The organism is Streptomyces sp. BL1 (genome assembly GCF_057628045.1).
Window position 1 is genome coordinate 3,703,718 of the sequence record NZ_JBXYWZ010000002.1, and the last position, 18,776, is coordinate 3,722,493.

Annotated in this window: 21 protein-coding genes; 5 read left to right on the forward strand and 16 right to left on the reverse strand. The window is 70.7% G+C overall.

What is annotated here, in order from left to right; translation table 11 throughout:
• The first annotated feature begins 8 nt into the window (after nucleotides 1-8).
• The gene (locus tag AC3AGO_RS16350; RefSeq protein ID WP_487820940.1) at nucleotides 9-497 is read left to right on the forward strand and encodes a DUF3180 domain-containing protein; all 489 of its coding nucleotides are present in this window, start codon (nucleotides 9-11) and stop codon (nucleotides 495-497) included.
• A 118-nt stretch (nucleotides 498-615) separates the two neighbouring features.
• Here the strand turns inward: AC3AGO_RS16350 and folE are convergent, their stop codons facing one another.
• The 6 genes from folE to dacB all read right to left on the reverse strand — a co-directional run bounded on the left by folE (nucleotide 616) and on the right by dacB (nucleotide 8,264).
• On the reverse strand, nucleotides 616-1,224 hold the full coding sequence (gene folE, locus AC3AGO_RS16355; RefSeq protein WP_487820941.1) for a GTP cyclohydrolase I FolE: 609 nt from the start codon (nucleotides 1,222-1,224) through the stop codon (nucleotides 616-618).
• Between the two features lie 105 nt (nucleotides 1,225-1,329).
• A complete protein-coding gene (gene ftsH / locus AC3AGO_RS16360; protein ID WP_487820942.1) occupies nucleotides 1,330-3,369 on the reverse strand; it encodes an ATP-dependent zinc metalloprotease FtsH in 2,040 nt (679 codons plus the stop codon).
• 195 nt (nucleotides 3,370-3,564) lie between these two features.
• Nucleotides 3,565-4,104, reverse strand: a complete 540-nt coding sequence (gene hpt, locus AC3AGO_RS16365; RefSeq protein WP_487820943.1) for a hypoxanthine phosphoribosyltransferase — start codon at nucleotides 4,102-4,104, stop codon at nucleotides 3,565-3,567.
• Between the two features lie 87 nt (nucleotides 4,105-4,191).
• Nucleotides 4,192-5,268, reverse strand: coding sequence for a tRNA lysidine(34) synthetase TilS (gene tilS / locus AC3AGO_RS16370; RefSeq protein ID WP_487820944.1), 1,077 nt, complete (start codon nucleotides 5,266-5,268; stop codon nucleotides 4,192-4,194).
• A gap of 194 nt (nucleotides 5,269-5,462) precedes the next feature.
• Nucleotides 5,463-6,605, reverse strand: coding sequence for a zinc-dependent metalloprotease (locus AC3AGO_RS16375; protein ID WP_487820945.1), 1,143 nt, complete (start codon nucleotides 6,603-6,605; stop codon nucleotides 5,463-5,465).
• A gap of 78 nt (nucleotides 6,606-6,683) precedes the next feature.
• Nucleotides 6,684-8,264 carry a D-alanyl-D-alanine carboxypeptidase/D-alanyl-D-alanine endopeptidase gene (dacB, locus tag AC3AGO_RS16380; protein WP_487820946.1) on the reverse strand — a complete coding sequence of 527 codons (1,581 nt, stop codon included), beginning with the start codon at nucleotides 8,262-8,264 and terminating at the stop codon, nucleotides 6,684-6,686.
• An 85-nt stretch (nucleotides 8,265-8,349) separates the two neighbouring features.
• Here dacB and AC3AGO_RS16385 point away from each other — a divergent pair, with 85 nt between their 5' ends.
• On the forward strand, nucleotides 8,350-8,841 hold the full coding sequence (locus tag AC3AGO_RS16385; protein ID WP_487820947.1) for an inorganic diphosphatase: 492 nt from the start codon (nucleotides 8,350-8,352) through the stop codon (nucleotides 8,839-8,841).
• 112 nt (nucleotides 8,842-8,953) lie between these two features.
• Here AC3AGO_RS16385 and AC3AGO_RS16390 read toward each other — a convergent pair whose 3' ends face one another.
• From AC3AGO_RS16390 to AC3AGO_RS16410, 5 genes are all read right to left on the reverse strand, one after another.
• Complete coding sequence (locus AC3AGO_RS16390) at nucleotides 8,954-10,651, reverse strand: threonine/serine exporter family protein (RefSeq protein WP_487820948.1); 1,698 nt, start codon at nucleotides 10,649-10,651, stop codon at nucleotides 8,954-8,956.
• Between the two features lie 295 nt (nucleotides 10,652-10,946).
• Entirely contained in the window at nucleotides 10,947-11,543 is a 597-nt protein-coding gene (locus tag AC3AGO_RS16395; RefSeq protein ID WP_487820949.1) for a PadR family transcriptional regulator, read from the reverse strand.
• 104 nt (nucleotides 11,544-11,647) lie between these two features.
• Complete coding sequence (locus AC3AGO_RS16400; protein WP_487820950.1) at nucleotides 11,648-12,220, reverse strand: DinB family protein; 573 nt, start codon at nucleotides 12,218-12,220, stop codon at nucleotides 11,648-11,650.
• A 154-nt stretch (nucleotides 12,221-12,374) separates the two neighbouring features.
• Nucleotides 12,375-13,832, reverse strand: coding sequence for an aldehyde dehydrogenase family protein (locus AC3AGO_RS16405; RefSeq protein WP_487820951.1), 1,458 nt, complete (start codon nucleotides 13,830-13,832; stop codon nucleotides 12,375-12,377).
• 57 nt (nucleotides 13,833-13,889) lie between these two features.
• Nucleotides 13,890-14,729 carry a helix-turn-helix domain-containing protein gene (locus AC3AGO_RS16410; protein WP_487820952.1) on the reverse strand — a complete coding sequence of 280 codons (840 nt, stop codon included), beginning with the start codon at nucleotides 14,727-14,729 and terminating at the stop codon, nucleotides 13,890-13,892.
• A 331-nt stretch (nucleotides 14,730-15,060) separates the two neighbouring features.
• Here AC3AGO_RS16410 and AC3AGO_RS16415 point away from each other — a divergent pair, with 331 nt between their 5' ends.
• Nucleotides 15,061-15,573 (forward strand): ATP-binding protein, encoded by a 513-nt coding sequence (locus AC3AGO_RS16415; protein WP_487820953.1) that lies wholly within the window; start codon nucleotides 15,061-15,063, stop codon nucleotides 15,571-15,573.
• Nucleotides 15,574-15,640: 67 nt separating this feature from the next.
• Here AC3AGO_RS16415 and AC3AGO_RS16420 read toward each other — a convergent pair whose 3' ends face one another.
• From AC3AGO_RS16420 to rpmG, 5 genes are all read right to left on the reverse strand, one after another.
• Nucleotides 15,641-15,880, reverse strand: coding sequence for a DUF397 domain-containing protein (locus tag AC3AGO_RS16420; RefSeq protein ID WP_487820954.1), 240 nt, complete (start codon nucleotides 15,878-15,880; stop codon nucleotides 15,641-15,643).
• A gap of 317 nt (nucleotides 15,881-16,197) precedes the next feature.
• Nucleotides 16,198-16,434, reverse strand: coding sequence for a 30S ribosomal protein S18 (gene rpsR, locus AC3AGO_RS16425; RefSeq protein ID WP_487820955.1), 237 nt, complete (start codon nucleotides 16,432-16,434; stop codon nucleotides 16,198-16,200).
• Nucleotides 16,435-16,486: 52 nt separating this feature from the next.
• Nucleotides 16,487-17,644 carry a CobW family GTP-binding protein gene (locus tag AC3AGO_RS16430; protein ID WP_487820956.1) on the reverse strand — a complete coding sequence of 386 codons (1,158 nt, stop codon included), beginning with the start codon at nucleotides 17,642-17,644 and terminating at the stop codon, nucleotides 16,487-16,489.
• Entirely contained in the window at nucleotides 17,644-17,898 is a 255-nt protein-coding gene (locus tag AC3AGO_RS16435; protein ID WP_487820957.1) for a type B 50S ribosomal protein L31, read from the reverse strand. The genes AC3AGO_RS16430 and AC3AGO_RS16435 overlap by 1 nt, the downstream gene beginning before the upstream one ends.
• Nucleotides 17,899-17,930: 32 nt before the next feature.
• Nucleotides 17,931-18,095 (reverse strand): 50S ribosomal protein L33, encoded by a 165-nt coding sequence (rpmG, locus tag AC3AGO_RS16440; RefSeq protein WP_487820958.1) that lies wholly within the window; start codon nucleotides 18,093-18,095, stop codon nucleotides 17,931-17,933.
• A 56-nt stretch (nucleotides 18,096-18,151) separates the two neighbouring features.
• Here rpmG and rpmB point away from each other — a divergent pair, with 56 nt between their 5' ends.
• Entirely contained in the window at nucleotides 18,152-18,388 is a 237-nt protein-coding gene (rpmB, locus tag AC3AGO_RS16445; RefSeq protein WP_487820959.1) for a 50S ribosomal protein L28, read from the forward strand.
• Entirely contained in the window at nucleotides 18,388-18,693 is a 306-nt protein-coding gene (gene rpsN / locus AC3AGO_RS16450) for a 30S ribosomal protein S14 (RefSeq protein WP_487820960.1), read from the forward strand. The genes rpmB and rpsN overlap by 1 nt, the downstream gene beginning before the upstream one ends.
• Nucleotides 18,694-18,776 lie beyond the last annotated feature (83 nt).

Genomic DNA, 18,776 nt, shown 5'->3' on the forward strand with positions numbered 1-18,776 from the left:
GGATCCTCGTGAGGGAACTCCGTATCCGCACCCTGGCGGGACTCTTCGTCGTCGCCGGGGTGCTGTCATGGGCGGGCGCGCGGCTCTGGGACACGCTCGGCGATCTGCCGGGAGTGCCCGTCGCCGCGCCGGTCGTCCTCGCTCTGATCGCCGTCGTGCTGCTCGCCACGGCGCTCTCGCTGCGTGCCCGGCTCAAGGCCCAGCGCGAGCGCGAGCCGGGCGCCAAGGGCGTGGATCCGATGATGGCGGCCCGCGCCGTGCTCTTCGGTCAGGCCAGCGCCCTGGTGGCGGCGCTCGTCGCCGGGCTGTACGGCGGTACGGGCGCCTTCCTGCTCCTCGGCGCCCCCGACGCCGCGGCCCGCCGCGACCAGGCGCTGTACGCGGGCCTGGCCGTCCTCGCGGGGATCGCGGTGGTCGCCGCGGCGGTCTTCCTGGAGCGCGTCTGCCGGCTCCCGGACGACGACGATGAGGAAGGCCCCACGGCAGCCGCGGCCTGAGCCGTCAGCCCGACCACAGAACAGCTGAACACAGCGGAGCGCGCGCCCGGTTCGACACCGGGCGCGCGCTCTGCTTTCGGTCTGACTGCGCTGTGGGTTGTCCCGCTGTGCCTGCGGCTCAGCGGGCGAGGATGAGGCTCATCGCCTCCGACCGCGTCGCCGCGTCCCGCAGCTGTCCGCGCACCGCCGAGGTGGTGGTCTTCGCGCCGGGCTTGCGGATGCCGCGCATCGACATGCACATGTGCTCGCACTCCACGACGACGATCACGCCGCGCGGCTCCAGTATCCGCATCAGGGAGTCGGCGACCTGCGTCGTCAGCCGCTCCTGGACCTGCGGACGGCGGGCGTACACATCCACCAGCCGGGCCAGCTTCGACAGCCCGGTGATCTTCCCGGTGGAGGACGGGATGTAGCCGACGTGCGCGACACCGTGGAAGGGCACCAGGTGGTGCTCACAGGTCGAATACACCTCGATGTCCTTGACCAGCACCATCTCGTCGTGGCCCAGGTCGAAGGTGGTCGTCAGCACGTCCTCGGGACGCTGCTGAAGACCCGCGAATATCTCCTGGTACGCACGGGCCACCCGGCCCGGCGTCTCCAGCAGTCCCTCGCGGTCCGGGTCCTCGCCGACCGCGATCAACAGCTCGCGCACGGCGTTCTCGGCCCGCTTCTCGTCGAAAGTGCCGATCGGGCCGTCTTCGCCGTCCAGCGTCACCGGGTCGGTCATGTGCAGTCCCGTTCCTCGTAGTTCCTCGTCCTGTACGCACAGCCACCGGAAATGACCGCGCCCCCCGGGTCGGTGAACCCGGGGGGCGCCGTGTGCATTCCGTGCTCAGTTCTCCGTGGGATCGACCGGCTCGACGATCGCGTCCGAGTCACGAGGACCGATCTCCTTGCCGCCCTTCTCCAGAGCGGGGCTCGCGCCGTTCGTTCCGTTGGCGCCGTTGGCGAGCGCCGGCGCCGAGACCGGCGGCCGGGTCGACGGCGTACGCCGCGAGGAGCCCGTCCAGGCCGGGCGAGCCGGACGCTTGACGACCGGAGTGAAGATCTCGGCGATCTCCTCCTTGCCGAGCGTCTCCTTCTCCAGCAGGGCGAGGACGAGGTTGTCGAGGACGTCGCGGTTCTCCACCAGGATTTCCCAGGCTTCGTTGTGCGCCGTCTCGATCAGCTTCTTGACCTCTTCGTCCACCAGGCCGGCGACTTCCTCGGAGTAGTCGCGCTGGTGCGCCATCTCCTTGCCGAGGAAGGGCTCGGAGTTGTCCGAGCCGAACTTGATCGCACCGAGCCGCTCGGTCATGCCGTACTGCGTGACCATGGCCCGGGCGGTCGCGGTCGCCTTCTCGATGTCGTTGGCCGCGCCCGTCGTCGGGTCGTGGAAGACCAGTTCCTCGGCCGCGCGCCCGCCCAGCATGTACGCGAGCTGGTCGAGCATCTCGTTGCGCGTGGTCGAGTACTTGTCCTCGTCCGGCAGCACCATCGTGTAACCGAGCGCCCGGCCTCGCGACAAGATCGTGATCTTGTGGACGGGATCGGAGTTCGGCGAGGCCGCCGCCACCAGGGCGTGACCGCCCTCGTGGTACGCGGTGATCTTCTTTTCCTTGTCGCTCATGATCCGGGTCCGCTTCTGCGGGCCGGCCACGACACGGTCGATCGCCTCGTCGAGGTAGTTGTTGTCGATCAGCTTCTGGTCACCGCGCGCGGTGAGCAGCGCCGCCTCGTTGAGCACATTGCTCAGGTCGGCGCCGGTGAAGCCGGGAGTACGCCGGGCCACCGCACCCAGGTCCACGTCGGGCGCCATCGGCTTGCCCTTCGCGTGCACGTCGAGGACTTCCTTGCGGCCCTGCATGTCCGGGCGGTCCACCGCGATCTGGCGGTCGAACCGGCCGGGACGCAGCAGCGCCGGGTCCAGGATGTCGGGACGGTTCGTGGCGGCGATCAGGATGACGCCGCCCTTCACGTCGAAGCCGTCCATCTCGACCAGCAGCTGATTGAGCGTCTGCTCGCGCTCGTCGTGACCGCCGCCCATGCCGGCACCGCGGTGCCGGCCGACCGCGTCGATCTCGTCGACGAAGACGATGGCCGGCGCGTTGGTCTTGGCCTGCTCGAAGAGGTCGCGCACCCGGGAGGCGCCGACACCGACGAACATCTCGACGAAGTCCGAGCCGGAGATGGAGTAGAAGGGAACACCGGCCTCGCCCGCGACGGCACGCGCCAGCAGGGTCTTACCGGTGCCGGGCGGGCCGTAGAGCAGCACGCCCTTGGGAATCTTGGCCCCGACCGCCTGGAACTTGGCGGGCTCCTGCAGGAACTCCTTGATCTCCTGGAGCTCCTCGCACGCCTCGTCGGATCCGGCGACGTCGGAGAAGGTCGTCTTCGGGGTGTCCTTGGTGATCAGCTTGGCCTTGGACTTGCCGAACTGCATCACCTTGGAGCCGCCGCCCTGCATCTGATTCATCAGAAACAGGAAGATGACAACGATCAGCAGGATCGGCAGCATCGAGAGCAGGAACCCGACGAACGGATTCTGCTTCTGTGGCGTGACCGTGTACCCGCTGGGGATTTCCTTCTGCTCGTACTTGGCCTGCAGACTCTTGGCGACATCGACACCCTGGTTGTCGATGTAGCTCGCCTTGATCTTGTCGCTGCCGTCGACCTTGGCGCCGTCCTTGAGCTCGAGCTTCACGATCTGCTCGTCACCGGTCGTGAGCTCGGCGGACTTGACCTTGTCCTGGTTGATCGCCTGGACGACCTGACCCGTGTCCACCGTCTTGTAGCCGCCGGACGAGCCGACGACCTGCATCAACACGACCACGGCAAGGACGGCCAGCACGATCCACATGACCGGCCCGCGGAAGTATCGCTTCACGTCCATGCATACGGAGCGCGAGCGCCCCGTCCCTCCTGCCACAGTGAGTTGAAAACGCTGACCTTCGGACGGTACCCCAGCATTGTCACCCGGCGCCGCCGAGGACGGTCAACCAGAGTCCGCCTCCCATCCTCCAACGGCGCGACGCCGTTGAGAGTTCCCGTACGCGCCGCGGCGTCCGACTGTCCGTCAGAAACGGGATCAGCCGCCGTACACATGGGGAGCGAGTGTCCCGACGAACGGCAGGTTGCGGTACTTCTCCGCGTAGTCCAGGCCGTAACCGACCACGAACTCGTTGGGGATGTCGAAGCCGACCCACTTCACGTCGATGTCGACCTTCGCGGCGTCCGGCTTGCGGAGCAGCGTGACGACGTTGAGCGACTCCGGCTCGCGGGAGCCGAGGTTGGACAGCAGCCAGGACAGCGTCAGACCGGAGTCGATGATGTCCTCGACGATCAGGACGTGCTTGCCCTTGATGTCGGTGTCCAGGTCCTTGAGGATGCGGACCACGCCCGAGGACTGGGTGCCGGCACCGTACGACGACACCGCCATCCAGTCCATCGTCGCCGGGGTGGAGACGGTGCGGGCGAGGTCCGCCATCACCATGACGGCTCCCTTGAGGACGCCGACCAGCAGCAGATCCTTGCCCGCGTACTCCTCGTCGATCGTCGCGGCCAGCTCGGCCAGCTTCGCGTCGATCTCTTCCTTGGTGATGAGCACCGACTTGAGGTCGGTGCCCATGTCTTTCTCGTCCACCCGTGCCGCTCTCGCTCGAGGTCTCGGCCCGCGGTACTCCCGGTGCACGGGGCGGTGACGCGGTGCGGGGCGTCAGCCCTGTGAGGTCGGTGAGGCCACTGAGCCATGCCGGACGACCAGTTTGCCACCCTGCCTCCGCACCTCGACACGGCCGGGGAGATTGATGGCCCGCTGCCCGCGCCAGGCGGTGATCAGCCGGTCCACCTCCTCGATGTGCCGGGCGAACAGCGAGCCGGCCGGCGCGCCCGCCGCGACGGCCGCGCGGCGCAGCACCCGGCGCCGCACGGCGGGCGGCAGCGCGTACAGCCCCACGGTGTCCAGCTCACATCCGCCGTCCCCGTCCATGCCCGGCACGTCGGTCCGCACGGAGCGCTCCGCCTCGTCGGCCCAGGCGTCGAGCGCGTCGGCGTCGTCCCGGGACAGCGCGGCGGTACGGGCCAGGGCCTCCACCACGCCTTTGCCGAGGGCCTTTTCGAGGGCGGGGAGCGCGTCGTGCCGGACCCGGGAGCGGGTGTAGGCGGGGTCGGCGTTGTGCGGGTCGTCCCAGACGGGGAGCGACTGGACCATGCACGCCTTGCGGGTGGTCTGCCGGTCGACGGTGAGGAACGGCCTGCGGTATCTGCCCTCGGCGCCGGTCACCGCGGCCATGCCGGACAGCGAGCGCGTACCGGAGCCGCGGGCGAGTCCGAGCAGGACGGTCTCCGCCTGGTCGTCGCGGGTGTGGCCGAGCAACACGGCGGCGGCGCCGAGCCGTTCGGCGGCTTCGTCGAGCGCGGCGTACCGGGCGTCGCGGGCGGCGGCCTCGGGGCCGGTGTGCGTGCGGGCGATGTCGACGGCGACGGCTTCGGCGGGGCCGAGCTGAAGCGCCGTCAGCCGGGAGACGACCTCGTCGGCCCGGCCCTCGGAGCCTTCCTGGAGTCCGTGGTCGACGGTGACACCGCCGGCGCGCACACCGAGGCGGGGGGCTTCGAAGGCGAGCGCGGAGGCGAGCGCCATGGAGTCGGCGCCGCCGGAGCAGGCGACGAGAACGAGCGGGGGTGCTGCGGGCGAGCCGGTCGCGCGGCGCTGTGCCGCGTGCTCGCCGAGCACGTCGTGGAGGGTGCGGCGGACCGCCAGACGTATCGCGGCGACCGCGGGGTGGGGACCCATGTCCGATTCACTTCCTCGGGAGGGGAACGACGGGGAATCTTGGTCACGCAGAGTGCGTCGATAGTGACAGAGACGAACCGTGTTCCCCGAGCATCGCACGCGCACCCGGCGATCTCGGTCCCTCGGACGGGTGATTGGCGAGGCGTTCGGTAGTCAGTTTTCGGATCCGCAGGCTAACCGGGGGCTTTCGCGGGCTAGCGGTGCACCCGCGCGATCCAGTCCGCCGGTTTGGCGATCTCCGACTTGGTCGGGAGCGTGTTCGGCGAGGTCCACACACGGTTGAAGCCGTCCATGCCGACCTCGTCCACCACGGCCCGTACGAACCGCTCGCCGTCCCGGTACTGGCGCAGTTTGGCGTCGAGGCCCAGCAGCTTGCGCAGCGCCTGGTCGAGCCGGCCCGCGCCGCTGGCCCGGCGCTTCTGGAACTTCTCCCTGATCTCCGCGACGCTGGGCACGACTTGCGGGCCCACGCCGTCCATCACATAGTCCGCGTGCCCCTCCAGCAGGGACATCACGGCGGTGACCCGGGCGAGGATCTCCCGCTGCGCGGGGGTCTGCACCAGCTCGACGATGCTGCCGCGGGCCTCGCGCGCCGCCGCGGCGTCCGCTTCGTCGCCCTCGGCGCCCTCCTTGTTGCCGGTGAGCGACTGCGCCGCCTCGCGCAGCCTCTCCAGCAGCGTGGAGGGGTCCATCTCGGTCTCGCCGAGGAACTCCTGGATCTCGTTGCGCAGATGGTCGCGCAGCCAGGGCACGGCGGTGAACTGGGTGCGGTGCGTCTCCTCGTGCAGGCACACCCAGAGCCGGAAGTCGTGCGGTGCGACGTCGAGTTCGCGCTCGACGTGAACGATGTTCGGCGCGACCAGCAGCAGCCGGCCCCCGCCTCCGGGGCCCGCGGGCAGTTCTCGCGTGGCCGGCGCGAAGGTCTCGTACTGGCCGAGCACACGCGAGGCGAGGAAGGACAGCAGCATCCCCACCTCGACGCCGGTGACCTTGCCGCCGACCGCGCCGAGCACGGCGCCGCCGGGCACTCCGGAGCGGCGGTCCTGCATCTTTTCCAGCAACGGGGAGAGGAGTTCGCGGAAGCCGGCGACGTTGGCCCGGACCCAGCCGGGCCGGTCGACGACGAGCACCGGGGTGTCCGCCTCCTCGGGGCGGTCGGGCGCCATCCGCGTGAAGCCGCGCACGTGCTCCTCGGATGCCTTCGCGTGCCTGCGCAGTTCGGCCACGACGTCGCGGGCGTCGTCACGGCTCACTTCGGGTCCCGGCCGTACGAGCCGGGTCGCGGTCGCGACCGCGAGATTCCAGTCGACCATCTCCACACCACCGAGGCTCGTCATGACTTCACGGTACGTGCCGAAGGGGCCCAGCGGGAGGAGACCGCGCGCCGGGCCCGGAGCGGAGGCGGGGCCACCGGATCAACCCGCCGAAGGCGAGTCGCGGCAGCCGCAGTTGGAGAGCGCCGCAGCCATCCGGTCCAGACCGCGCTGCGCGGCGTCCCGGTCGGTGGCCCCGGAGGTCATGAAGGCGAAGGCGAGCAGCCGCCCGTCCGCGTCCACGGTGGTGCCGGCCAGCGAGTTGACCCCGGTCAGAGTGCCGGTCTTGGCCCGTACGAGGCCGGCGCCGGGTGCGCCCTGCGGGCCGTCGTAGCGCTCACCGAGCGTGCCGGTGAAGTGGGCGACGGGCAGTCCGGTCAGCACGGACCGCAGCCCGGGGCTGTCGGGTCCCGCCGCGTGCACCAGCAGCCGGGTGAGCAGCCGGGAGGTGACCTTGTCGTCCCGGTCGAGGCCGCTGCCGTCCTCGAAGTGGGCGCCGCCGAGCGGCAGTCCGAGCGCGTCCAGCCGCTTCCGTACGGCCTTGCCGGTGTCCGCGAAGCCGGCGGAGCCGCCGTCGGCGAGCGCGGCCTGCCGTCCGAGCGCCTCGGCGATGTCGTTGTCGCTGTGCGTCAGCATCCGTTCGACCAGCGAGGACAGCGGCGCGGACCGGTGGGTGCCGAGTACCTGCGCGCCCTCGGCCGGCTTGTGCTTCGCCTGCGCCGCGGAGCCCTCGACCGTGATGCCGTGTTTCTTCAGCTCCGCGGCGAAATCGTCGGCGGCGTCCTGCGCGGGGTCGGCGGAGCGGGGCGCCGGCCCCTGGTCCGAGGAGTCGAGCCGCCCCTGACGCACCATCAGGGCGCTGACGGGGGCGATGTTCTCGTTGACCCCGATGGGGTGCCGTTCGGGTCCCCGGTAGGCGGAGGTGTCGTAGCCGAGGGAGACCTTCCGGGTGCCGCTGCCGCCGAGCGTACGGGCGGTGTCCGCGGCGAGCTTCCCCAGGTCACCGGGTTCCAGCGTCGGATCGCCGCCGCCGACGAGCACGACACGGTGACCGCCGTCGCGCACCGCGCGGGTGACAATCCGGTGGTCGGCGCCGCGGGCGGAGAGCGCGGCGGTGGCGGTGGCCAGTTTGACGGTCGAGGCGGGTACGGCGGGAGTGCCGGCGCCCTTCTCGTACAGCTGCCGGCCGGAGCCCGCGTCGACGACGGACGCGGTGCGTACGGAGCCCAAGGCGGCGTTGTCCAGCAGGGGTTCGACGACGTCGGCGAGCGCTGCCGAGGTGGGCGGCGGCACGTTGTCGGCGCCGCCGCTGCCGGAGCCCGAGCCGCGTGCGGGCGCACGGGAGGGGGCCAGCGCGGCCAGCACGTCGGGGGCCCGGGGCGGTCCGCCGCCGCCGTCCTCCCCGGTGTGCTTCTGGCCACTCCGGTACTCCTGGGCGTTCGCCCACGTGCGCTCGGCCGTACGCTGGCCCGAGTCCCATGGCCCCGCAGTGGCCACGGCCGTGCCCGCGATCACGAGTCCGAGCACGGCGGAGCTCGCCGTCAGGCGGACGGTCTGCCGCTGCGCGGGGTTCGCGGTCCGCCAGCGCTGTCGGACCTGCCGGGCGGTCCTCAGGGCCACAGCCCGGCCCGCACGGCCCGCCCGGACTGCGGTGTCGCGCACCTCGGACGCGGTGTCACGCACCTCGACCAGCCCCTTTCGCGAGCGTGTACGTGCGTGGGGGACACTTAACCATCAGATACATGTGCTGATCACGGAGGAGCCTCCCTTGGAGTTCGACGTCGTCATCGAGATCCCGAAGGGGTCGCGGAACAAGTACGAGGTGGACCACGAGTCCGGCCGCATCCGGCTGGACCGCCACCTCTTCACTTCGACCGTGTACCCGGCCGACTACGGGTTCGTCGAGAACACCCTGGGCGAGGACGGCGACCCGCTGGACGCGCTGGTGCTGCTCGACGAGCCCACCTTCCCCGGCTGCCTCATCAAGTGCCGTGTGATCGGCATGTTCCGGATGACCGATGAGGCGGGCGGCGACGACAAGCTGCTCTGCGTGCCGTCGTCGGACCCGCGGATGGAGCACCTGCGGGACATCCACCACGTGAGCGAGTTCGACCGGCTGGAGATCCAGCACTTCTTCGAGGTCTACAAGGACCTGGAGCCCGGCAAGTCCGTCGAGGGCGCCAACTGGGTCGGCCGTTCCGAGGCGGAGGCCGAGGTCGAGGCCTCGGTCAAGCGCCTGGAGGCCAACGGCGGCCACTGAGCCGTCCGGTCACCCGCCGCACAGTACGAAGGGGCGCGTCCCGCGGGACGCGCCCCTTCATGCTGTGTACGGGCCCCTCAGCCCCTCTGACAGGGCGCCGCGGGACGGGGCGTCAGAAGCCGCGGGTGCGCTTGGCCGCGCGGCGGCCCGGCAGCGGCGTCTCGACGCCGGGCGACTTGATGAACAGCCGGGCCAGTTCGCCGCCGAGGTTCACGCCGATGGCGATGCCGAACGCGATGGTCGCGGCGGTGGACAGGGACTGCACACCGTCGGCCATGTGGCCCTGCGCGATGTTCAGCAGCCCGAAGTACGTCGCACTACCGGGCAGCAGCGGTCCGATGGCCGCGGTGATGTACGGCAATGAGGACGCGAACTGGTAGCGCGACATCAACTGCCCGAAGAGACCGACGAGTCCGGCCGCCGCCACCGTCGCGGGCACCGCGGGGATGTTCCCGACGAACTCGTTGCCCACCTTCATGGTCATCGCGCCGTAGATCAGCCAGGCGACGCCGCCGTTCAGCGTCGCGAGCACCACGGTGTGCTTCTCCTGCTGGAGCAGTACGCAGAACGCCAGCGCCAGCAGCATCGCCGCCGGCAGCTGGATCTCGGGGCGGGCCTCGATGTGCTTCAACTGGTCGGGTTCGAGCTTGGCGTTCAGCGCGGAGCCGATGTACAGCACGAGCAGCACGCCGCACACGATGCCGACGATGAGGTACACGACCTCCAGCAGACGTGCGGCGGCGGTGATGTAGAAGCCGGTGAGTCCGTCGTGCACGGCGGCCACCAGCGCCCGTCCGGGGATCAGGGCGAAGAGGCCACCGGTGATGACCGCGGCGGCCTTCACCTCGGAGTTGGACTGCAGGTCGAGCAGTGCGACCGCGACGCCTATCGTCGCCGGCGGCATCGCGGCGGCCACGAACTGGTAGAACTCCGGCAGTCCGCGCCCGGCGCACAGCCAGGCCAGCCGGTCGCCCAGCATCGCGCCCAGCGCGGCCAGCACGAAGACCACGCCGTCACCGCCCACCAGCAGGGAGGCGGCGCCGGACAGCGCGCCGCTGGCCATGGTCAGGGCGCCCTTGGTGTACGGGTGCCGGTTACGGCGGATCTCCGCGAGCGTGCGGTAGGCCTCCTCCAGCGAGACGTCGCTGGAGGTGATGTCGTCGACGAGCCGGAAGACGGCCGCGAGCCGCGTGTAGTCGGTGCCCCGGCGGCGTACGGTCCGGCCGACCGTCACCGGGTCGTCCACCAGCGACGGCTGATAGGTGATCGACAACAGGGTGAACGTGACGGTCGGTTCGCAGCGGTCCAGGCCGAACGCCTGGGCCACGCCGTACATCGCCGCTTCCACGTCCTCCGCGCCCTCGCCGCCCGCCAGCAGCAGTTCGCCGATGCGGAGGGTGAGGTCGAGGACGCGCGGCGCGGCAGGGCCGACGTCCGCTTCCTCGGTACGCCGCGGGCGCTCCGGCGCCGGCCGCTCGGCGAGCGGCATGCGGATCATGGCCCGCATCCGGTCCTGCCAGGGCGCGCCGGGCTTGACCAGCGACACCTGCGGGATGCCCTCGGGGGGTGTGAACGCGCTGATCTGCTCCTGCGGAGGAGACGTCAGCAGCCCCTCGGGGACGGCGAATTCGGATGTCGGGGCGTCGTCCTCCGGCATGGGCGGCACGGGGACGCCCAGTGGAGGAGTGAACGCGCTGTGCGCCTCGTCGGAAACCGGCTTGGCATCCTCCGGGGTCTCCGGAGGCTCTTCCGCCTCACCGTCCCTCCCCCGGCCTTCGCCGGAAGGTGCCCCCTGGGGCTCACCGACCACTTCCTGTCCGCTCCTTAACACTTGAGGCCCATTTGGGGTCTGTTCAGACCGTAAGCCTCTAATTAAATCCACATGCTCGACGCCTCTTCAGGGCCCACTGGTTCCCACTGTGAACGCTTCTGCCCAGAGGAGCTCACGTGACCCTGTGCTGTCCAGCCGATTCCCCGCTGCGACCGCCCTTGCGCTCCGGGAGGGGCGTCCCGGAAGGACTGTCAGCGATCCGCGGCGAGCGCTCACCCCATGGGGTGAGCGCCTTACTCCACCGTCTCCCGGACCGGACCGGCCTGTACGCGGGTCAGCCGGACGGCTGGACCGGTTTCCGGGGCTCGCCCTCGCCGGCCATCACGTACGCGCCGTCCTCCAGCCGCCGGACGAGGCCGCGCGCCCAGGCGGCGCCGGAGTCCGCGTTGTGCACCCAGAGGCCCATGATCTCGCGGAGGTGCGCCCACTCGGGGACCGTGTCCTCGCCCGGCATCCAGTTCCGGGTGACGTCGTCGCGCCACTCCTCCAGCGCCGCCACGCGCTGTTCCAGCAGGGCGATGGCCTCGGTGCGCGGCAGGTCGACGAGGAAGCCGACGGCCGCGGTGAGCATGTCCTGTTTCTCGTCGATGGCGGTGAGCGCCTGCCGCAGCAGCCGCAGGAACTCCTCCTCGCCCGCACCGGTCAGCTCGTACTCGGTGCGCGGCGGGCCGCCCGCGTCGCTCGGCGCGACCTCGTGGGCGCGCAACAGGCCTTGTTTCGCCATCTGTTTGAGCGCGTGGTAGATCGACCCGGGCTTGGCGTTGGACCACCGGTGCGCGCCCCACATCTCCAGGTCGCTGCGTACCGCGTAGCCGTGCGCCCGCCCGTGCTGCCGCACCGCGCCCAGCACCAGCAGCCTCGTCGCCGGCATCGTCCGCCTTCCGCCCGTCCAGCCTGTGTTCCCGCACAGGTTAGACGGGCGGCCGGGCCGGTCCCGCAGGCCGGTCCGTCAGCGCGCGGCAGTCGGCGAGGGGGTCACTCCCCGAAGGCCGACCAGTCCGGTTCCGGCATCGCGCCGGTCTCGAAGACGAGGTCGAAGGCACCCTTGCCGTCGATGGTCTCGCGGATGATGTCGGCGTGACCGGCGTGCCGGGCCGTCTCCTCGATCAGGTGCAGCAGACCGTAGCGCCAGGAGCGCGGACCGCCGTCGTCCCAGGGGGCCTTGGGCGAGTGGAAGGTCTCGTCGAGCGACGCGACGGCCCGTACGGCGTCGTCGGTCGCCTGCGCGGCCTCCGCGTACCGGTCGAGCAGGACCTGGACGGTCTCGTCGGGGTGCGGGTGGAAGCTGTCCTCCCACTCCTTCATCTGCTCCGTGCCGTACGCCGCCCCGCCCTCGCCCCGCATCGTGCGCAGCCAGCCGCGCTCCCCCAGCGTGACGTGCTTGAGCACGCCGGACAGCGAGAACGCGCTCACCGTCGGGTTGCTGCGCGCCTGTTCCTCCGTCAGACCGTGCACGACGCGCCGGATTCCGCCGCGCTGTGCGTCCAGGTAGGCCAGGAGCGCACCCCGCTCGTCGCCGGTCTGCTCGGGCGGCACGACTGTGGGCATGAATCACTCGCTTTCGTCAGCACTCAGGCGGTCGGAACGGTCGCAGCCGTTCAGGGCTGTTCAAGCTAGCGGAGTCGCCCGTGGCGCGGAACGGCCCGCGGGAAACAAGAGAAACCCCTCCGGAACCGGACTGTTCAGGCCGGAACCGGACCGTTCAGAAAGGAAAGCCGCTGCGCCCGTGCTGGATGGAGATCCACTTGGTGGTGGTGAAGGACTCCACCATCTGCTCCCCGTTCAGCCTGCCGAGCCCGGAGTGCTTCTCCCCGCCGAAGGGCACGATCGGTTCGTCCGCGACGGTCGAGTCGTTGATGTGCACCATGCCGGTCTCGATCCGCCGGGCCACCCGTACGCCGCGGTCCACGTCCGCCGTGTGCACGGCGCCGCCCAGCCCGTACGGGGTGTCGTTGGCTACCCGTACGGCTTCGTCCTCGCCGTCCACCGGGATGATCAGCGCTACGGGTCCGAAGATCTCCTCGTGCAGCACGGAGGCGTCCTCCGGCAGGTCGGTCAGCACGCTGGGCGAGACGACGTTGCCGTCCACGCCGCCGTGCAGCAGGGCACGGGCGCCGGCCGCGACGGCCTGCTCGACGGCGGCGCTGACGCTCTCCGCCTGCGAGGAGTTGATGAGCGGGCCGATGTGGGTGCCCGGGTCCTCCGGGTCGCCGACCTTCAGCGTCCTGACCTTCGCGACGAAGCGGGCGCTGAACTCCTCGGCCACGGACCGGTCCACGATGATCCGGTTCGCTGCCATGCACACCTGGCCGTGGTGCACGTAGCGGCTGAACACGGCCGCGTCCACGGCGTAGTCGAGGTCCGCGTCGTCGAGCACGAGGAACGCGCTGTTGCCGCCGAGCTCCAGCACCGAGCGCTTGAAGTGCGAGGCCGCGACGGTCGCGACGTGCCGGCCGACCTTGTCCGAACCGGTGAAGGAGATCACCTTGGGCACCGGGTGGGAGAGCAGCGCGTCGCCGATCTCGGCGATGTCGGTGATGACGACGTTCAGCAGCCCGGGCGGCAGCCCGGCCTCCTCCAGCACCTTCGCGACGAGCGCGCCGCCGCACACCGGGGTGTTCTGGTGCGGCTTGAGGACGACCGCGTTCCCGAGGGCGAGAGCGGGCGCCACCGACTTCAGCGACAGCAGGAAGGGGAAGTTGAAGGGCGAGACGACGCCGACGACGCCGACCGGCACGCGGTAGACGCGGTTCTCCTTGCCGTCGACCGGCGAGGGCAGGATCTTCCCCTCGGCGCGCAGCGCCAGCTGGATGGCCTCGCGCAGGAATTCCTTCGCCAGGTGGATCTCGAAGGCCGCCTTCAGCCGGGTGCCGCCCAGCTCCGCGATGATCGCCTCGGTGATCTCCTGCTCGCTCTCCTCGACGATGCGTATCGCACGTTCGAAGACGAGCCGGCGGGCGTACGGGTTGGTGGCGGCCCAGGCGGGCTGGGCCCGCTCCGCGGCACGGTAGGCCTGGTCGACCTCGTCCACGGTGGCGACAGTGACAGCGGCCAGCTTCTCGCCGTTGTACGGGTTGAAGTCGATGATGTCCCAGGAGCCGTTCCCGGGTCGCCACTCGCCGTCGATGTACTGAAGTGCCAGCTCCGCGAAGTAGGACATGCCATTCCTTCTGGGGGGGGGTGGAAGGGGCTGATGGCACGTCATCGTACTGGCGGGTTACGGGAGTTGGCGGATCTTGGCCAGATGATCCCGGGTGCGCGCGGGCGACAGACTGTCGTCCACCAGGCGTCGCAGCACGTCGTCGTACTGGACGACGTCCTCCTTCTTGTCCAGATACAGCGCACTGGTCAGCTGTTCCAGATACACGATGTCGCTCAGATCCTGCTCGGGGAAGCGCAGCAGGGTGAACGCGCCGCTCTCCGCCGGGTGCCCGCCGAGCGCGAACGGGGCCACCTGCACGGTCACGTTGGGCCGCTCCGAGAGCTCCGCGAGGTGCTGCAGCTGCGCGTCCATCACGGCCGCGCTGCCGAACGGGCGGCGCAGCGCGGCCTCGTCCAGTACGCACAGGAAGTCCGCCGCGCGCTCGTCCAGCAGCAGCTTCTGCCGCTCCAGGCGCAGCGCGACCCTGCGGTCCACCTCGTCCCGGGGGAGGTCCCTCTGGTGGCCGGCGGTCACCACCGCGTGCGCGTAGTCCTCTGTCTGCAGCAGGCCGTGGACGAACTGCACCTCGTACGTGTTGATGTGCGAGGCGGACTCCTCCAGCCCCACGTACGTCTGGAACCAACCGGGCAGCACGTCGCTGTAGTTGTGCCACCAGCCGGCGCGGTTGGACTCGCGCGCGAGCCCGAGGAGCGGTTCGCGCTCCGCCTCGTCGGTGACTCCGTAGAGGGTGAGCAGATCCTCGACGTCCCGCGCTTTGAAACTCACCCGGCCCAGCTCCATCCGGCTGATCTTGGATTCGGAAGCCCGGATCGAATAGCCGGCGGCCTCCCGCGTCACTCCGCGCGCCTCGCGCAGCCGCCGCAGCTGTGACCCGAGCAGGATGCGGCGCACCATGGAGCCACTTGAGCCAGTTGCCCCCGTTGCGCCACTGCTTTCCGGTTTCGCATCCATTCCGAACAACCCTCCGCCCTGATTGACGCGAAGTCTGCCATCACTGGGCTCCGTTGCGTGCCCATGTGATTACACACGATCGAAACTCTCCCGTGCACGTGCATCTGCCCTTGCATCTGCTGTGGGCTTTGGGAACCATGGGGAGTGCGCAAGTGCACGCAGTGCCAGCCCTGTTGGGGATCGGGGCAGTGCGCAGCGAGAACCGTCCGGGGGAGCACAGCCGACAGGATCCACACAGGATCATCACTGCCGTGAATGCCAGGAGTGGCTCGTCATGGGGACCAAAGGATCGACCGTGCTGGAGCCCTTATGGCAGTGGCAGGGGCTCCCGCCGCTCGAACCGTCCGCGGTTTCCGGCTCCGCCTCCTGCGCACTGCCGCCGCGCTACGACGCGGTGCGGAGCGGGCGCGAGTTCACACGTACGACGCTGCAACGCTGGGACCTGACCGCCCAGTTCGACGGTGTCGCGCTCGTGGTGTCCGAGCTGGTGACCAACGCGCTGCGGCACGGGCTGTCCGGCGCGGCGGCCGAGGCCGAGCCGCCGGTGCGGCTGCATCTGGTGCGCTGGTCGGCCCGGCTGGTGTGCGCGGTGCGCGACCCCAGCGACGAGGCCCCGGAGGCCACCGCGACGGAGGAGGACGAATTCGTGGACTTCTCCGCCGAGTCGGGCCGCGGCCTGCACCTCGTCAAGTCGTTCAGCGACGGCTGGGGCTGGCACCCGCTGTCCGGCGATACCCGCGGAAAGGTCGTCTGGGCGCTGTTCCGGCTCGCTCCCGAGGGGGAGTGAGCCGGCGGGGCGCCCGGCCCCGCCCGCGCGGTGGTCAATTCCGTACGCGGGCCGGCCGGTTCAGCGGTCAGTCCTGTACGAGGTGGTCGAATTCGCCGTCCTTGACGCCGCGCAGCATCGCTTCCAGCTCCGCCGTCGTGTAGACGAGCGCGGGGCCCTCGGGGAATCGGGAATTCCGTACGGCTATGTCGCCGTCCGGCAGTTTGGCGAACTCCACACACGTGCCCTGTGAATTGCTGTGCCGGCTCTTCAGCCACAAGACCTCCTGGAGGTCCTTCGCGGCCATACCGTTGTACGCGTGAGGCACTCGGGTCTCCCGGGTGTGTGCTGTGGGGGGTGGCACGCGGGGCTGCCAGGTACGTACCCGGCAAGCCCCAACTACCCGGATCATAACCCTCGTTCACATGCCGCTGCATGGGCGAATGCACGTGCACGACATGCTGTCGCATCCTCATCACGCCCGGTCAGGGCGGGTGGCACAGTGCTGCCGTCCCGTCACGCGGGGTCCCCCGCACAGCAGTCGGCCGGGGCTCCCCAGGAGCCCCGGCCGATGACGGACGGACCGCGGACGGACCGCGGACGGACCGCGGACGGACCGCGGACGAGCCGCCGGCAGGCCGCGTCTCAGCGACTGGCGTACGGCAGCAGCGCCATCTCCCGCGCGTTCTTGATCGCGCGGGCCACCTGCCGCTGCTGCTGCGACGTGATCCTCGTGACACGACGGCTGCGGATCTTGCCGCGGTCCGAGATGAACTTCCGCAGCAGATCGGTGTCCTTGTAGTCGATGTACGTGATCCCCGCGGCGTCGAGCGGGTTCGGCCGGTTCTTGACCTGCTTGCGGTCGTACGGGCGGCGGGCCATGGATGCGTTCCTCCGATGCTGAAGTGCTGAAGTGGCGTACGGGCGCCGAGGGTTACGAGACCGGGTCGAGCAACTCGTCGAATGCCGCGGGGAAGAGCCGCCAGGCCTCGGGCCCGCCGGCGAACTCGGCGTCCGTGAGCAGGCACGAGTCGAGCAGCGAGCAGAGCCCGTCGGTGTCCAGGCCGGGCGCCGTGAAGACCAGGTGCTGGGCGCGGTCGCCCTGTTCGGGGTCCCAGTCCATGGCCGCGGCGGCACGGCGTACGGGCGGCACCATCTCCCACGCGGCGTCCGGCAGCGAGGCCAGCCACGGCCCGGCGCTCTCCACGCACAGCGCGCCGCCCGCCGCGTCCCACGCCAGCAGCGTGTCCGGCCGGTCGGCGAGCCAGAAGCGCCCGCGGCTGCGTACGGCGGCACAGCTGAGGTCCTCCAGCGCGGCGTACAGCCGGCCCGGATGGAACGGCCGGCGGCGGCGCCACACCAGGGTCGCCACGCCCTCCGCGTCGGCCTCCTGCGGCAGCAGCGCGCACGCGGGGTGCTGCCGCGCGGCGGCCGCCTCGACGTCGAAGCCGACGGTCGCCGCGCGGGCGAAGTCCGGTGCCCCGACCCGTACTTGGTCGGCCACCGGGTGCAGCTGGGCGAGCAGCGCGAGGTCTGCGGGCTCCGCCTCCTCCTCGCCGTCCGCGACGGCGAGCACCGGCGCGTACTCCAGCTGCCGCGCGAACGTGTCGGCGACCGTGCGCTGGTCGCCGGGCGCGGCGGCGAGGCCGGCCTCCGCGAGGTCGTCGCCGCAGCCCAGGTACGGGAGCAGCAGCGCGGGGTCCACCGCGGTCAGCACACCCCTGAGCCGCAGCCCCTCGCCGGCGTGCGCGGCGACGACCTCCGCCATGGCCTTCGGCTCGACGGAGTCCCACAGTTCGACGACGGCGAGCTCGCAGTCACCGGCCGCGGCCAGCCGCTCCAGCTCGGGGACGAGATCCTCGCGCAGGGCGCAGCAGGCGCAGTTGTTCACCAGCGGCGCCGCGCCCTCGTCGAGCAGCCCGCGGTGCGAGCGCACGGTGCGGCGTACGGAGCCGGCTGTGGCGGTGGTCAGGTCGTGGTGCAGGGCCACCGCGCCGGGTGCGTCCCGCAGCAGCCGGTCGACGGCCAGTTTGCGCGCGTCCGCGTGCAGCCCGCCGACGAGGACGACGGGCAGCCGGTCCTGACCCTCCATCAGCGGGCTCCGCGCTTGCCGTAACGGCGCTCGAACCGCTCCACGCGGCCCGCCGTGTCCAGCACCTTCGCGGTGCCCGTGTAGAACGGGTGGCTCGCGGAGGAGACCTCGACGTCGATCACGGGGTAGGTGTTGCCGTCCTCCCACTCGACGGTCTTCTCGCTGGTGGCGGTCGACCGGGTGAGGAAGGCGACGTCTGCGGCCCGGTCACGGAAGACGACGGGCCCGTACGGGGGATGGATTCCGGGCTTCACTGAGCTGCTCCTCTTCTTCTCGCGCTCTCGCGTCAGCGCTCTTCGCGGAAGTCGACGTGCCGCCCTGCGACGGGGTCGAACTTGCGCAGCACCAGGCGGTCGGGGTTGTTCCTGCGGTTCTTGCGGGTCACGTAGGTGAAGCCGGTGCCGGCTGTGGACCGGAGTTTGATCACCGGACGTAGTTCGTTGCGGGCCATATGGGCTACCCTACACAAACGAAAACCATTTTCATAAAGACTGGAGGAGCACAAAGGTGTCCGCGCACTGCCAGCTGACCGGGCGGAAGCCCGCGTTCGGCAACAACATCTCCCACTCGCACCGGCGCACCCGCCGGCGCTTCAACCCGAACATCCAGCGCAAGCGCTACTGGCTGGAGAGCGAGGGCCGGCACGTACGGCTGACGCTGAGCACCCGCGGCATCAAGACCGTGGGGTCGATCGGCGTCGAGGCGGCGGTCGCCCGGATCCGCGCGCGAGGGGAGAAGGTCTGATGGCGAAGAAGAGCAAGATCGCGAAGAACGAGCAGCGCAAGCAGGTCGTGGCGCGGTACGCCCAGCGGCGCGCCGAGCTGAAGGAGCTCATCCGGAACCCGGCCACGCCGGAGGCCGAACGGCTGGACGCGCAGCGGGAGTTGCACCGTCAGCCGCGGGACGCGAGCGCGACGCGCGTCCGCAACCGCGACAGCATCGACGGCCGCCCCCGCGGCCACCTGCGCGCCTTCGGTCTCTCCCGGATCAACCTCCGCGGACAGGCCCACGCGGGCTTCCTCCCGGGCGTCCGCAAGTCCAGCTGGTAGGCGGCACCCGTACGCCACGGACGGGAGTCCCGTACGCCGCGGGCAGGGGTGCGGCCCCGCCCGCGGCGCCGGCTCCGTCCCGC

Excerpts from the sequence above, each read along its gene's own strand:
- folE (WP_487820941.1), bottom strand. The coding sequence starts at position 1,224 with ATGACCGACCCGGTGACGCTGGACGGCGAAGACGGCCCGATCGGCACT.
- ftsH (WP_487820942.1), bottom strand. The coding sequence starts at position 3,369 with ATGGACGTGAAGCGATACTTCCGCGGGCCGGTCATGTGGATCGTGCTG.
- hpt (WP_487820943.1), bottom strand. The coding sequence starts at position 4,104 with ATGGGCACCGACCTCAAGTCGGTGCTCATCACCAAGGAAGAGATCGAC.
- tilS (WP_487820944.1), bottom strand. The coding sequence starts at position 5,268 with ATGGGTCCCCACCCCGCGGTCGCCGCGATACGTCTGGCGGTCCGCCGC.
- AC3AGO_RS16375 (WP_487820945.1), bottom strand. The coding sequence starts at position 6,605 with ATGACGAGCCTCGGTGGTGTGGAGATGGTCGACTGGAATCTCGCGGTC.
- AC3AGO_RS16395 (WP_487820949.1), bottom strand. The coding sequence starts at position 11,543 with ATGCCGGCGACGAGGCTGCTGGTGCTGGGCGCGGTGCGGCAGCACGGG.
- AC3AGO_RS16400 (WP_487820950.1), bottom strand. The coding sequence starts at position 12,220 with ATGCCCACAGTCGTGCCGCCCGAGCAGACCGGCGACGAGCGGGGTGCG.
- AC3AGO_RS16405 (WP_487820951.1), bottom strand. The coding sequence starts at position 13,832 with ATGTCCTACTTCGCGGAGCTGGCACTTCAGTACATCGACGGCGAGTGG.
- AC3AGO_RS16410 (WP_487820952.1), bottom strand. The coding sequence starts at position 14,729 with ATGGTGCGCCGCATCCTGCTCGGGTCACAGCTGCGGCGGCTGCGCGAG.
- AC3AGO_RS16415 (WP_487820953.1), top strand. The coding sequence starts at position 15,061 with ATGGGGACCAAAGGATCGACCGTGCTGGAGCCCTTATGGCAGTGGCAG.
- rpsR (WP_487820955.1), bottom strand. The coding sequence starts at position 16,434 with ATGGCCCGCCGCCCGTACGACCGCAAGCAGGTCAAGAACCGGCCGAAC.
- AC3AGO_RS16430 (WP_487820956.1), bottom strand. The coding sequence starts at position 17,644 with ATGGAGGGTCAGGACCGGCTGCCCGTCGTCCTCGTCGGCGGGCTGCAC.
- rpmG (WP_487820958.1), bottom strand. The coding sequence starts at position 18,095 with ATGGCCCGCAACGAACTACGTCCGGTGATCAAACTCCGGTCCACAGCC.
- rpsN (WP_487820960.1), top strand. The coding sequence starts at position 18,388 with ATGGCGAAGAAGAGCAAGATCGCGAAGAACGAGCAGCGCAAGCAGGTC.